Origin of the sequence: Chryseobacterium sp. NRRL B-14798, from assembly GCF_050470705.1 — a bacterium.
GTDB classification, from domain to species: Bacteria; Bacteroidota; Bacteroidia; order Flavobacteriales; family Weeksellaceae; genus Chryseobacterium; species Chryseobacterium cupriresistens.
Genome location: NZ_JBFLUL010000005.1, coordinates 2098168 through 2114018, shown reverse-complemented (window position 1 = coordinate 2114018; position 15851 = coordinate 2098168). Strand labels below are relative to the sequence as shown.

Annotated in this window: 7 protein-coding genes; 1 reads left to right on the top strand and 6 read right to left on the bottom strand. The window is 36.2% G+C overall.

Annotation, left to right across the window (positions count from 1 at the left end; translation table 11 throughout):
• The first annotated feature begins 73 nt into the window (after nucleotides 1–73).
• Complete coding sequence (locus AB1278_RS09955; RefSeq protein ID WP_429814059.1) at nucleotides 74–2626, top strand: AAA domain-containing protein; 2553 nt, start codon at nucleotides 74–76, stop codon at nucleotides 2624–2626.
• Between the two features lie 286 nt (nucleotides 2627–2912).
• On the opposite strand, the gene AB1278_RS09950 is transcribed toward AB1278_RS09955, so the two are convergent.
• The 6 genes from AB1278_RS09950 to AB1278_RS09925 form a co-directional block, all read right to left on the bottom strand.
• Entirely contained in the window at nucleotides 2913–3392 is a 480-nt protein-coding gene (locus AB1278_RS09950) for an SMI1/KNR4 family protein (RefSeq protein ID WP_411412979.1), read from the bottom strand.
• A gap of 1 nt (nucleotide 3393) precedes the next feature.
• Nucleotides 3394–7317 (bottom strand): DUF6443 domain-containing protein, encoded by a 3924-nt coding sequence (locus AB1278_RS09945; protein ID WP_411412978.1) that lies wholly within the window; start codon nucleotides 7315–7317, stop codon nucleotides 3394–3396.
• Entirely contained in the window at nucleotides 7301–10393 is a 3093-nt protein-coding gene (locus AB1278_RS09940; protein WP_429814055.1) for a hypothetical protein, read from the bottom strand. The genes AB1278_RS09945 and AB1278_RS09940 overlap by 17 nt, the downstream gene beginning before the upstream one ends.
• A gap of 2 nt (nucleotides 10394–10395) precedes the next feature.
• Nucleotides 10396–11946: a T9SS type A sorting domain-containing protein gene (locus AB1278_RS09935; protein ID WP_411412976.1), complete on the bottom strand. Its 1551-nt coding sequence runs from the start codon at nucleotides 11944–11946 to the stop codon at nucleotides 10396–10398.
• A gap of 311 nt (nucleotides 11947–12257) precedes the next feature.
• Nucleotides 12258–14339, bottom strand: coding sequence for a type IA DNA topoisomerase (locus AB1278_RS09930; RefSeq protein WP_411412975.1), 2082 nt, complete (start codon nucleotides 14337–14339; stop codon nucleotides 12258–12260).
• A gap of 20 nt (nucleotides 14340–14359) precedes the next feature.
• Nucleotides 14360–15808, bottom strand: coding sequence for a DUF3945 domain-containing protein (locus AB1278_RS09925; protein WP_411412974.1), 1449 nt, complete (start codon nucleotides 15806–15808; stop codon nucleotides 14360–14362).
• Between the last annotated feature and the right edge of the window lie 43 nt (nucleotides 15809–15851).

Genomic DNA, 15851 nt, shown 5'->3' with positions numbered 1-15851 from the left:
TGACATACTCATAACTCACTCTCTTATATAAATTTTAGAGGCAAGTTGCTATATTTGTAAGCAATTAATAACAATGCAAAATAGCACACCACATACCTTTAGAAGAGAAGCAATCTACATTGATGGTAAAGACAAAACTGATGAAATAGACTCTTATTCTTTTGAGGGCAATAAGTGTGTCGTGGTGTATAAAAGCAGTGGTAAAGCCTATTCTTATCCTCAACAAAGAATTAAAATAGTGAAATCTGCTATTCAAAGTGAGAGCGCAGGAAATATTTTTTCTTATCTAAAGGCGATTGCAGAAAGTGTTGGTTTGAAGACAGAAGAAGGTAATAATATTCTTGCCAATAGCTATGGGAGTATTCGTTTTATTCCTGAGACTTCTATTCTGTACAATTTTCTTAATGGAAAAGAACCCGAAAAGAATTACCACACCTGTCCTATTGAAATCTTTCCTTTTGGTTTTAATCTGAGTCAGAAAGCTGGAGTTAACAATGCGTTTTCAAATCCACTAAGTGTTATAGAAGGTCCTCCCGGCACAGGTAAGACCCAGACTATTCTTAATATCATTGCCAATGCAGTAATGAATAATCAGAGTGTGGCTGTTGTTTCAAGCAATAATTCGGCGACGAAAAATGTTTTTGAGAAATTGGAGAGCAATGGGGTTTCTTTTATAGCGGCATTGTTAGGAAGCAGTCAGAATAAAAAAGAATTTATCGATGCTCAGACTGAAATACCTGATCTATCAGATTTTAGATTAAAGGAAGAACAGGAACAATCTCTTATACAGTCTACTTCCTTTCTTTTTATTGAACTTGCAGAAAAGTTGGAAGTAAAGAATGAATTAGCTTTGCTTGCCCTGGAAATAGATAAAATACAAACAGAGCATCAGCATTTTACGGATGATATCGCTTTGGCAACTGAAATCTGTTTTAAAAAGAATGTCAGCTCCGATCAGTTGCTTTCTTTATGGATAACATTGGAAGACTATGAGAAAGCAGGTAAGAGATTTTACTGGTGGCGCAAACTGATATTCCCTTTTCTGTACGGGGTGAGAGATAAGATTTTTTATACCTTATCGTATGAAGAAATGATCAGAATTGTCCAGTCAAAATACTATGAGGTAAAAATTTCAGAGCTTAGTCTCAGAAAGCAGGAGCTGCAAAATACGTTACAGCATTTTTCCTTCCATGATAAAATGAAAGAATATACGGAAGGATCGATGCAGCTGTTTAAAAACAAACTCTACCAAAAATATAAAGGAGAAAAACGCTCAGAATATACCGAATGGGATCTTCGTTTTAAATCAGAGGGATTTATTAAAGATTACCCTATCATTATGAGTACGACCTACTCATTAAGAAGAAGCCTTGCTGAAAATGTGGTCTACGATTATGTGATTGTTGATGAATCTTCGCAGGTGGATCTTGCAACGGGTGTACTCGCATTATCCTGCGCAAAACAGGCCGTCATTGTGGGAGATTTAAAACAGCTTCCCAATGTCGTGGATTCTGAAACAGCAGAAAATACCGATCAGATCTTTAAGAACTATGATATACCGGAACCTTATCGTTATTCCAGTCATAGCCTGCTTTCTTCCGTGACAGAAATATTTCCGAAGGTACCTAAAACACTGTTAAAGGAACATTATCGCTGTCACCCTAAAATCATTGATTTTTGTAACCGTAAGTTTTATAACGATCAGTTGATCATTCTTTCGGAAGGACAGACAGAAAGAGAGCCTTTATTAGTCTACAAAACAACTGAAGGCAATCATGCCCGGCAAAGAGAGAATCAGCGACAGATTGATGTAATTATCCAGGAAATCATTCCACAGCAAAAGCTGGAGTGTGTGAATTTGGGAATTGTTACACCATACCGTAGTCAAACCTTAGCACTGCAAAGAACCTTTCAGGGAACAGATATCAAAGCCGATACGGTAGATAAATTTCAGGGAAGAGAAAATGATGTAATCATTCTCTCTACAGTAGATAATGAAATCTCACAATTCACCGACAACCCGAACCGCCTGAATGTAGCCATTTCCAGAGCTAAAGATCAGCTGATTTTATTGGTGAATGAAAATGAAAATGACAATAACATCTCAGATCTGATCCGTTATATTGATTACAACAATTTCAAGACCATTAACAGTGAGATACATTCAATTTTTGATTATCTGTACAAAGGATATGAAGAAAAAAGAAGAGCGCTTTTATCGGAACAAAAAAAGAAATCTGTTTTCGACAGTGAGAATCTAATGTATGCGTTAATCAGGGAAGTATTGTCCAACGATCAATTTTCAAAATTTGGTGTTATTATCCATTATCCATTAAGAAATTTACTATTGGATTTTTCCAGATTAAATCCTGAAGAAGAAAAATATGCTAGACATCATGCCACACATCTTGATTTTCTGATTTATAACAAGTTGGGAAAAAATCCTGTATTAGCCATAGAAGTGGATGGATATGAATACCATAAACTGGAAAGTCGACAAGCCGAAAGAGATCGTATGAAGAATGAGATTTTAGATAAGTATAAGATTCCTTTAGTAAGATTTTCTACGACGGGAAGTGGGGAGAAAGAGAAGCTGATCAAAGCTTTAAGAAAGCTGCAATCGTAAGATGTAAGAGACTATTGAAAACCTTTCTTTGGTAAATTCATATCTTATCCGTCATACCTACCACCTTTTTTAAGATGTAACACCTTAAACTCTAAACTGTAATTTTTCAGATCTTTTTCATATTATTAAAGGCAAAGGGTATAAGAATCGTGTCCTAAAAAAGGTAGCAACTTAATGTTGATAATATTTCAAACTTTTAAACAAATAAATAGTTATAAAAAAATAAACCCCTCTGAAGCGAGGGGTTTATTTTTACTAATTTGCACAACAAAATGCAGAATAATATTTATATGAAAATCTCTTCTTGATTGTTAAGATAAATATCTGTAAAATCTTCAAAACTATTAGCAACTACTTTATATTCTTCTCCACAAAAAGTAAAAATGCGATTTGTCGAAGGTAAAGTATCAAATAGTTCTATTCCAAAAGAGTAAAGATTGAATTCATAATTTCCAAAAATAAAGACATTCTTAAGTTTTTGAAAATCCAATCTATGATATTCTGGTATTCCGTCCCAATCTTTAAATTCATTAAATACAGTATTGATCCTTTCAATACTATAAAATTCATATAAATTATCTAATGGACTACCATTACTACCATTTATTAACATAAAATATTGCTTGAGATCTGAAGGTATTAATACCTTATTGTTATTTTCAAATTCTTGTATTTGAAAATTATTGGCGGTTGTAAAATTATCTACCCCTTCATGTTCAAAATGATCTCTAAATAAAATCAATCGCTTTTCTTCTTTATCTTCCATATTATTTTAAGGCTTTATTAATCATTTCTAGTCTTTGAACTTGAACTTTAAGAGCTGTTTCAGTAGCTTTACCAGCGGGAGCTCCTCCAGTCCCATTAATTATCCTCGTGGCCAATTCTTTGTAGGCTTGTAAAGCTTTTTTACTAACCATTTCTTTCCCTCCAGATTTGAAAAAAACGTTCATTTCAGTAGAATAACCTTTTACTACAACTTGTAATTCTTTAAAGCCTATTTTTTTTAAATTATGTACGAATAATTTTTCAGTCAAAATTCTTGTTCCTGCTTTTCCACCTACTCCGCCAATAAAGTATGATCCTACTTCTGCTCCGGTTTTAAGTTCATTATCTAGTACTGGATTATATTCTTTATGTTCTACAAAATAATCATCATCACCTCCTGCTAACCCATTCAACCAATTTAAAGCTACACTTCCAACATTAGTAGTATTTTTATGATACTTCTTTCCATCAATAGTGATAATTTCCTTAAGTGCGTCCTCTTCAGTCATACCCGCGGGTATAGATCCTGCCTTTCTTGCATTTTTCTTTTTAGGGTCGTCCTCACCACCTTCAAAAGTACCATTTCCATTGTTTGTCCAAGTACTGGAACCTGAAGTATTATCCCACATTTCTTGTAAAGAACTAACAGATAACATTCCATCTGGATCAATAAAGTGTATAGGATTATTATAGGCGTAATGATATGGTGTCCATTTTCTCGAAACTTCAGCAAGTGGATCAACTACACCCCATCTACCAAGGTCAGACAGATACATTCTCGCCCCGAAATCATGCCAGCCTGTTTCCTGCATTTCCTTTCCTCCAAACTTATAGTTATAATAGCTTCCAAAGTTTGAATAATTTGATCCTCCAATATGGTTTAACCCAAATGGATAATAATTATTAACATCCATTGTCTGAACTACCCCGGCATTATTCTTTCCAAAACTTACTCTTACATTCCCTAAATGATCCTTATAACTGTAAATATAACGGTTTTCTGCAAAACTGTAAAACCCTTCCGAAGTATCTACAAAATCTAACTTCCAAGCTGCACTAGGAGGAAATACAGGTTTAAATGTTGAATAAGCCTGCTCTTCATAGGCTGTTTCTGTTTTACATGTGATGCAGATCCCACCATCATCTTCATATGAATATTGAAACCCATCCAAATAATCCGTCATGCGAATTGTTGGTAGCCCCATATGAGCTTGCTGACTATATGTTTTACGAAGTTTCACTCCATCAGCACGATACAAATGACTTATATTGGTTGTGCTTATATTTCCAACAGGATTAGTAAACTGCATACTAATTGAAGCAGCCAGATTCATATGATTATAAACAATGGATTGGATTCCCTTATCCTTCATATCGGTCATATTTCCATTGAGGTCATAGCCAATAATATTGTTTCCGCCTTCATATCCTGATGGATTGGGTGAGTTTTCTACCACCTGATTCAGACGATTTCCTGTGTATTTATACTCAAGATCATCTACCTGTGTTGCTGTAGTTCCTGATACAGGATAAGCATTCCTTTTCAAGGTCATAATATTTCCATTTAAATCATAAGTCAGATTTTCATTGAAATTATTATTATAAGGGTTAGTAGCTCCTGGTTCTGAATAGATGGCATCTTTCAGCCTGTTAAGAGGATCATAAGTATAAGAGTACCTTTTCAGAGCACCCTCTGAAGCGTTTCTCCAATCTACTTCTGTAATATTTCCATTATATCTTCCCGAAGACAAGTTGGTATACACAGGATTGTTATATCTGACCTCATACCCAAATAGTTTCCCATTCAAAGCCGATGGATCATTGATCTTGGTCAGCCACCCTCTAACATTGTATTGGAAATCTACAGATTGTAATGGATTCGCAAGATCCGTCCCACCTACTTTTTTATTGGTAATCTGAGAAATTTCGTTATAGGTATTTTGGGCTAAAATCTCTGTTGGGTTGCTATCTACCTGATGTTTTTGTACCAATAACCTGTTTTGGTTATCATATTCAAACATTTCTGTGATGACTCTTTCAGTATCAGTATCTAATCGTTTATGCTTTGTTACAGTCTGCTTCGTAACCCCTGCAAAATCAAGTTTGGATTCAATATGGGTATACCCCCCCAGATGATTGATAGAATGATTTCCAATTACTCTTCCTTTTTTATCATAATAGGTATAATCTTTCGACCAGCTATCGTCATCAATATTCTTTACTAAGCTAAGGACAGGTAGACTTTTTGTACTTAACCCTTCTGCGCTAGGAATAGCATTTAGTGTAGGCTCTCCTAAAATATCCGTTGGAAAAGCAGGATTAAAAGTATATCCTGCAGGATAGGAATCATAATAATTAATGCTTAATACCTGTGCCAGACTTCCCGGAAGCGCCCTATTTGTATAATAAATTGGCATTGCACTTACGGTAAAGGAGTTGGCACTTCTTATCTCAAAGGTATAAGCAGATCCTGTGATAGTGGTCTGTAGAGATTGTCTTGTACCCGTATTATTGGTTATAGCTGTAAATGCAACTCTTCCAAACTGATCATATTTGGTTACAAGCCATTTACCCTGAGCTTTAAGATTCGCATCCTGGCTCATCACCAATTGATCGGCCTTATTATAGATCATATATTCCCATCCTTTCCCTGGAACCCTTTTTTCTACCAATCTGTTCTTCTTATCATATTTGTATTGATAACACAAATTATCAAGAGTTACATCAGGAAATAAACCGGTGGCCAAGCTTTTAACTTCATCTGAAGCTAGAGGAGGTATCACATAAGTAAGGTTTCCATAAATATCGTAAACATAATAGGTGTCAGCTTTCTTTCCATCTACATATTTTCTTTGTAAGATAGTTTTTCCCTCATTATTAATGAATTCTTCTGATGTATTGTTGTTTCCACTTGTAGGGGTCCAATTTTCATCCTTGGTCACTTTTTTTATTAAGTTTCCTGCGTTATAATTGGAACTGAATAATAATTTAGGATTATAAATATCCTGAGTAAATGTCAGTTCAACATTATATTTTTTTACTTCGTCAGATGTCAAATTTACATCATCAGTAAATTTTATTTCATGTCCACTGTTTTTCTGCCAAACTGTTCCAGGTGCTGACTGCATCAAAACTCTGTTTAACGGAGAGGCTTCAAAGACTTTTTCTGAGAATGCAGGCTCACCATTATAAAAAGATGATGCTAAACCTGACAACACCGCAGCATCAACCAAAAGACCATTATTTTGTGCAGTCGGAACAGGTAAAAAATCTTTCGATTTCCTACCAAAGTTATCATATTCAAAAAGAGTCACCAAATCCTTCCCTAAAGGTGTTGCTTCCTTGGCAACGCTCTGCAACTCCCTTCCCAAACCATCATAGTACACAATGGAAGTCTTTTTCTTCCCGGAATCTCCCAGGTCTGTAAGATAACTTACCGACATTACCTTATTCTGTGAAGTCCAGTTAGAAAGATATGTTGAAATATCTGTAGGGATGGAAACCGGAGTCGTTAAATTCACAGATATAGTTCCCGAAAACCCTGTTAAAGAAACAGGACTGGTATGATAAATGGCCAGTTGATTATCCACAATGAAAAACCGGTACCCTTTACCAGCAAAAAAATTTCCTGCCGGAATAGGAATTTCTGTATTGGGAAGCGTTCCCGCATAATCAGTTGGTGCTATTTTACCTTGTTTTAAAGTGGTTTCCGTAAAGCCAGCACTGAAACTAAGACTAAGCACATTATTGGTGATACTCAATGTTACCCCACCACCACCACCATTGGAGTAGGTGGTAAGCAGATTCCAATTGTAAGATTTAGAATAATTCGAAAATTGAGCTTTGATTATTGAGGTACTAAAGACAAGTATCAATAATACAATTTTATATGTTGATTTCATCAGATTATCAGTTTTTAATTTCATAAGTATAACTCTTTACAAGTTTTCCATTCTGATCCTTTACATTCATCAATCGTCCAATATTATCATAGTTATAATATTCAATCACACCTGATGAATTCATAATACTGCTAACCCCAAACTCATTCTTATAAGTGTACAGCGTACAAAGATGATTAGGCAGAGCGTTGATGATATTTGCTTGTTGCTGAAGTATTTGGGTATAATCAGGTGAAATTACATTAAGCAGAGGCTTAAGTGTTGCCAAATATCCTAAAACAGTACTTTCATCTGTAATTTCAACACCTTCTATCTTCAATATCGGATATTTATTATCGTAACCATAATAATAGTAGGTATAGTTTCCAGTTGGTAGGTGTGCCTTTAAAATATGTCCGTCAGTATCATATTTATCAACGATCAACTTTTCGTCAAGTGCATTATTGCCCTTAGCTTCCGATACTTTTTGAGGAAATATTCGGGAAGCCACAGCAGTTCCATTGGCAGCTACAGTAGATACAAGTGCGTAGTCTGTCTTCGTTTTGTTTAACAGCTCCTGGTTGGCAAGTTTACTGGCTTCCACAACAGGGTATTCTCGTCGACTGACCATGGCAGTATATGGATCAGTACCATTTTTATCAAAAGAATATAGATAATTATCCGATATTGATTTTCCATTAGTATCTACATATGATTTACTCTTCAGGAAATTATCTCCAAAGTTTCCATAATCTATAAAATTATTGCTTTCGGATTTCTCAAAAAACTGCCCTCCACTTCCATAAGTCCTGGTCTTTTTTGAAGTCAGGTTAAAGTCAGAATAATATAATTCATAAGCGGTTCCGGCAATAACATATTCCAGAGTCTGCCCATTAGATCCTGGACAAGCAAGAAAAAATTTACCACTTAGGCCTCTTGCTGCTTGAGGAGAGGTTTCACTATAAGTGAAAATTTCTTCTTTTAAAAGACTATTAGCTGAGTTATAATACTTCTTCTCTTTCGGAAGACCTCTTTTATAGCCAAACTCCGTATGGGGATCAAAAATGGAATTATTCTGGCCTAGTTTTCCACTATTGGGTAAATTTGGAAAGTCTGAATAATTAGTAAAATTATTAACTGTATATCCATTATTCTCTGTTTTTTCAACCACTGTTGAATACTCAATCTGGGGTCCCATCAAGTTGGAAAGCTGTACTACAGATCCTATACTGAACTGGGTTTGATAGTAAGGAATACCATTTTCAGTAGGGATAAGAAAATTCTTTACGTAATATACATTTTTTTGAAGAAGTATTCCAGAAGATATTGAGGAATTCGCATCAACGGTGTAACTGTACTCTTTTACAATCTTATTTTGTGAATCACTAAAATCAGACATTTTCTTTATCCTTACCCCTCCGATAATTCCACTTCCAGAAACCAGACTGCTGTTTGAATCAAGATACTTGGAATACGTATGAGGCTCATATTCAAACATGGTATAGCCTTTCAAAGGATACGTAATTTTTGATAATGTTCCAAAATATACTTTTGCAGGATCTGTTTCCCTTGAAGGTTCATGAATTGTTGGCGAATTATAATCCAGAGAAAAAGGAGTAGACTTGTAATATCCGAAATGGTCTACATTAGTCGAAAGCAGACCTGGAAGCTGATTAAAGTTATTGTATTCAAAGCTATGATTAAATTGATTGTCAACAGTCAGTTTTTCCAGCTTCAATCTCTCAGTGGGAATATTATTATAACTGAAAGAAACCTGTTTTAAGACATTATTTTGGCTGTCTCTTGCTACAAAACCATCTAATTTCCTCCATTTCAATGCATTGATATACGAGTCAAAGTGTCCTGATGTTACGTTGGGATTTGGGGTAACTCCATTCTGTAATCTTTTGATATAATAGAACATCGCATTTTCATGATCTCCCGGTAAAGCAAAACCAGCCAGATAGCTTAAGACATTAGAGAAAGCATTATCCAGAGTAGGATCTCCATTATTATATCTGTATTTCAATGAATTGGTAACTGATGATGCAAAATTGATCGTTGTTGAAGATTTTGTCGTAATGGATTTCAAATAGGTAGGAATGATAAGTTGTCCAGCAGCAACGACCTGATTGCTTATGCTGCTTCCACCACTACACCCCACCCCCGGGACGAATATATTACCATCAAACTGTTTACTATATCCGCTAAACGAATTCGTATTATAAAAAGATGCCATATAGTCACCTCTTTCATATTCAAAGGAATAAATCTTTGTTCCTTCTTTATCATACACTTCTGACAGATACCAGGCATTTGCAATAACCGGATTAACCAGTTGATTATAAAAATCGGGAATGGTATATTCTATATTATCCTGTATACCTCCAAATATATATTTATTGCCCTGATCATCAATCATTGTAATTTTACCAAGAACCTTTAAAAATGGCCTTTGATTGAAATTATTGGTAGCAGGAAAGTTCATTGGGGTAATCTTATCATTCATATTGATCTCCACCTTCATATTATCTTTGGATGATACTTTCCATACTCCATCAGAGCCTAAAAAGAACTTCCCAACATGTCCCATGAAATTGAAAATAAAAATATCAGGTTCCAGATCTGCTGCTGGAAAATCAGCATTGGTTGCCCCTCCATTTTTTATGACCGTTGTCATATTACTAACACTATTCCACTGGCTCCCGTTAAGTGCTGGAGTATAGTAATAATAACCGCTTGCTATTCCCCACTGGCTGGAACCCATGGGAACATCATTGGTGTATTTTTCGTCAAATGAAGTTCCTTTAACCACTCTCGCAATCACACCGCCTGCATTGAATGTCCAGTTTTGTCCAACCCATCCCGGAGTATCCCCTACTCTCACCCCACCTGTATCATAGCTTACACTTATATCTAATGGAATACCATTTTCATTTAGGGAATATAAAGGTATGTTCACATTAGCTCTCCCAGAGGAGAGATCCATTGGGATATCACCATACTTTCCTAGAGAAGCAGCATTAGGAGATTGTATATTTTTGGGTAGTTGTAATGTTTGTGCCCATATCGAAACATTGGATATCAATGGCAATGCCATTAGTAAAAATATCTTTTTCATTCTTATTTCTTAATTAACTTTGCATTCGCCGTTTTATTCGTATCAGTTTTTATAGTCACCAAATATGCTCCCTGAACCAAAGCCTGGGTATTGATTTTTGTCACTCTGTTCTTAGTTTTTATATTTTGAAGCTGTCTTCCACTCATATCATACAACCAAATATCTGCATTCTTAAAATCGAAACCGATTTCTACATAAGCATAATCAGATACAGGGTTTGGATAAATCTTGATATCATATTGAGGAAGAAGCTCAGTTACTTGCTTGTCTCCTAATTTTACAATCTTCCAGTTTTCTTTACCCAGCTCTTCTGCACTGGTTCCTGCCAGAATAATAGAACCATCTCTGTTGAGCTTTAAATCTGAAAGTCTTTCTTCCTTCTTTCTGGATTCTCCACCCACGTGTTTTCTCCACTGCTCATTTCCATTCTGATCAAGATACAGCATCCAGAAGGTTTCATCATCAGTTTCTATTCTTCCCTCAGCCTGAGTATAGCCACCTAGTAAGATTCCCTTAGAAGATTTATCATCTGTTGAATGAAGAACACTCATACTCATCAGAATGTCTCTATTTTTGAAATTGTAAGATTTCTGCCACTGCTCATCACCTTTTTCATTTAAAGAAATCAACCATAAGTCTGTACCCTCTTCTAATCCGACAGTTTTGTTTCCTGACCTTTCTGATCTGGATTCACCACCAATGATAAAGCCATTTGATGTCAAGGCTAACGTTCTGATATGATCATCATCTTTTCCTCCAAAGTTTTTCTCCCATTCTACTTTTCCGTTCTTGTCTAGTTTCACAATCCAGTAGTCGCCCTCACCAAAGTTTTCCGTCTGTTTACCCGTCTTATCTCCACTTACAACTCCACTTCTGGAGTAAATTCCCATCAATGCCCCGCCGTCTTTCGTTGGGATCATCTTTTCAACTTCATCAAGTCCGCGTCCTCCCAATGTTTGTTCAGATAATATTTTCCCATCTTTGTCGAGTCTTACAATCCAGACGTCCTTAAAACCATAACCTTTAGAGGAATTTTGTACATTCCCCGCAACAAAGAATCCCTGATCTATAGTCTGGATAACTGCTTTAGCTTCTTCATTCGAAGAGGTACCTAATGTTTTCTGCCACAATTCATCACCAAATTCATTGATCCGAATGAGCCAAATGTCTGAGCCTCCCTTAGAATTTTCTTTTTTATCAAGTCCTTTTTGTGAATATGACGTCCCAGAAATCACAAAACCACCGTCCTGGGTAGTGACAGTTGAAGATAAATAGTCGTGATTATTTCCTGATAAATATTTCTCGAAAACCTGTTCTCCCTGCTGATTCAATTTTATCAGGCGAAAGTCATAACCATTGTTTTGCTTGCTGTTTTGTTGGAGTTTATCCGTTTGGATACTGCTTCCTGTAATAAGGTATTGCCCATCAATGGTAGTAGTAACCTGGCTTAAAAAATCCTGTGAATTGGACTTTATGTCTTTCTGCCAGAGTACCTCCTGAGCAAATATCCCCATAGTACATAAGAATAATGCACCCATGTAGAGTTTTTTCATGCTTAAATTGTAATTAACGTTAATGAATAGTGATTTATAATCGTGTATATTAGAAATACACAAACTGTATAGTATAATTATTGTTCATGGTTATGTTTTTAATGCCTGCAAAATTAAAGATTTTAAAAGTTTCGCTCAAAGGAAATTTATTAACATTCTTGAATAAGACAAAGATATATCGGCAAAACGACAAAATATGTCGTATTATATTTTTGCTAAAAAAGTATATTTTAATAAGTTTTTATACCTCCTATGGAATAGGAGGTCTTTATTTGGTGGAGTTGTCTTTTTGAATTCTGAAATGATTCTTTTTACTTAAGAAACAGAAATGAAGTTCCAAAATCTCCTTTTAAAATTATAAATGCATCAAAATTTTTACCGTTTTTACTCTTCATATTTTTGATTAATGATGTTTTGTTTTGAGTTAATAGTAAAGTAAGATCTTTACTACTGAGTTGTATTCCGCATATAGTTCTGAAGAAAATCCAGTTGCACTTCTCATCGGGACATTTTACGATTTTATCTTTGATAATAAGATGATGCTGTTGACATTTAGGGCATTTCAATTGTGGGGTGTTTTCTTGGGGAATATGGAGTGATAAGAGTTCGTTGGTGATTTCAGTTGTATAGTGTTGGATGTCATTGATGAATTGAGTTTTATTGAGTTCACCTTTTTCAATTCTATCCAATGCTATTTCCCACTCTGCGGTCATTTGGACATTGGCTATTTTTTTGTCTTTGACAAGGTTGAAAACCTGTAAGCCTTTATCGGTGGGATGTAGAGTTTTGCTTTTCCTGAAAATATAGTTTCTGCTGAGCAGCGTTTCAATAATAGAAGCTCTGGTAGCCGGGGTTCCGATGCCGATATTGGAGAGGGCTTTTTGTTCTTCTTTATTTTCAATAGATCTACCCGCATTTTCCATCGCTGATAAAAGGTCAGCTTCTGTGAAAAGTTTGGGAGGTTGCGTAGTTTTTTCTAGTAGTTCTGTTTTTGAGATTTTGAGCTCATCTCCGGTTTTGAATTCCGGAAGTTCAGTAAGGACTTCATTTTTATTATCGGAGTTTTCATTGTCAGATAGAATTCCTTTGATGGCTCTCCAGCCTTTCTCTAGGATTGTAGAGCCTTTGATCTGGAATTCATAATGATGGACTTTTATCTGGATTTGGGTGACTTGCTTTGTACAGGTGTGGGATAGGGATTCCAATAATCGGTAAGCAATCATCTCGTAAATGGCTTTTTCCGTAGTGCAAAGTGCAGAAGGTGTTTTAGTGGTTATGAGTAATCCGTGATGATCGGTAACTTTTAGATCATTGACTATTCTCTTGTTGAAGTTTCCAAATTTTAGATGGGTTATGGCTGCTTTGAAGGGTTCGGTCTGATTCAGTATTCTGACCAGCTCAGGAATATCACTCCATACATCTTCAGGAATATACTTGCTGCCGGTTCTGGGGTAAGTGATGAACTGTTTCTCATAGAGGCTTTGGGCTGTTTGTAAAACCTCATCAGCAGAAAGCCCCAGTTTCCTGTTGGCTTCTTTCTGTAATTCCGTGAGGTCGAAAAGTAATGGAGATTGCTCCTGTACTGTTTTAACAGATACATCTTCTACAATAGCTCTACCCTCCCGCTCTATGGATTTTTGGATTTGTTCTGCCTGCTTTTTTTCTTCCCAATGTAATAACGAAAGGCTGGTAAAATCTGTATATTCTTTTCTGTGGCTCAGCTGGATTTGAAAGTACTTTTGCTTGGTGAAGTTTTGATTTTGTAGGAATCTTTGACAGATTATAGCAAGGGTTGGTGTTTGTACTCTGCCTAATGAATAAACATCTTGGTTTCCTGCGATGGTTAATGCCTGAGTCGCATTGATTCCTACCAGCCAGTCCGCTTCACTTCTGGCTTTAGCTGCTTGATACAAACCGTCAAAGGCATCGCCTGGCTGAAGATTTTTAAAACCATCCTGTATTGCTTTTTCTGTCAGGGAACTGATCCAGAGTCTTTCAAAAGGTTTGTTGCATTGTAGGTAATGATAGATATAACGGAAGATCAGCTCTCCTTCCCTTCCTGCATCTGTGGCGACAATAATACTGCTACATTGCTTGATGACTTGTTGTATGGTGTTGAGTTGTTTTAAAGCGGAAGGATCAGGCTCATAGCCGTTGGGTTTCTTTAGTTTTTTGGGAGTTAGAATAAAAGGGTTGGGAAAGATAGGCAAAGAGGCTTTGTTAAAGCCTCTTATACCATAATCTTCCGGCATTCCTAATGCGATCAGATGTCCCAATGCCCAAGTGACACAGTATCCGTTACCGGATAGATAATTATCTTTTTTTTCATGGGCTCCTAATAATTGTGCGATTTCTCTTGCGACACTCGGTTTTTCTGCGATGATTGCTTTCATATGATGGATTTAGATAGTTATTATAGTTTGGATCCTCTTGGCTTTCTAACCTTTTTTTGCTGGTCTTCCTGCTGTTTATTGGCAGGGTGCTGCTGTTTTGATTCTAAAGGCTCCTTCACATTTTTAGTAGCTTCATTGGTTTTACCTTGGGTGTTAACCGCAGTTTGGGTCTTATGATCTTCTGTAGGCTTTGCCTCTTCTTTAAGTTTATTAGGATGAGTGAATGAAAAGTCGGTTTTGGAAGTCTCTTTGTTGAAGGTAATATAACCTTGATAGGCTTTACCTTTAGCATCGGTAAGACCGTCAACGTACACGGTTTGCCCAGCTTTGAATTTTTCATACTGTGAATCATCCAGTTCTTTTCCCCTGAATACTTTGGGTGCTTCTTGATCCGTAGATTGAGTTTGCTGTTGATTGTGTTGTTGTCTTTGTTGCGGTGTCTGATTATTATTGAACAGAAATTCCACATACCGCTTATCCGCATTGAATTGTACGGTGGCATCGAAAAGTTCACCTTTTTTAGAGGTCATGCCTTCAAGATACAATGGTCTTCCTTCCAGTAGGGTTTGTTTCTGATGTTCATCAAGCTGTATTCCTTTGATTTCATCAGGAATTTTCATATACTCTGCCCGATGGGCAACCAGTTCATTGGTTAAACGGTCACGGCTGATGACAGATGGAATAATTTCATCTGTTTTAGGATTGACCAAATCTACTACCCTGCCCATATTCCCGGTTTCTCTAAGGTTCTTTTTGTCTTCATCACTGAACTGATGACCCAGAAATTTATTATTGAGACTGGGCTCTTTTCGGATTCCATGCAGATGAACGGCAACCTGTCCTGTATCTCCTGTTTGAAGAGATAATCGGACATCCATCTTACTGACCGCCGTTCCCAGATTAATAGTGATGGGAATTAGTGTATTGGTTTTAAAACCTCTGAGTAATGCATCCATGGCATTCATTTTTTCAAGCTTCTCCTGATTAAGTCCGAATTTTTCCATCGTTTTCCAGTCGATCTGTTCCGGCTGAAAACGGTACTCCTGATTGTCGGTGTTGTTGTCCATTGTATTTTTATTTTTTGGATTGTTGTTGTGTTGAGGTAAAACTTCATAGTCTTTCAGCTTTTCTTTTTCTTCAGGTGATGCCTGATCAACATATTTTTGAAGATCCTTAGCGGTATTAACAGCATCATATTCTGAAACTTTAAAAAAGTTGAAATGCGTGGGATTTTTAAGCTGCCGATAAAAATTGGAAAAGAAGTTAGAGAATAGATCACCGTGCTTATCTACTCTGATCAGCGGCTCATTATCCTTTTTTTCTTGTGGAGGAACTTTTTGAAGATTACCTTCTTTATCAATTCCTTTAACCATCTCAATCTGATTGGTATGAATGTTCAGAACAAGGAGTGTATCTGTTGCCGGTTTGAGTTCATTGGATTCCTGAGGGGTTATCAATTCATTTTCCATTGTATTTCATTTAATGGAACCAAGGTATGGGCTCAATTAAGAA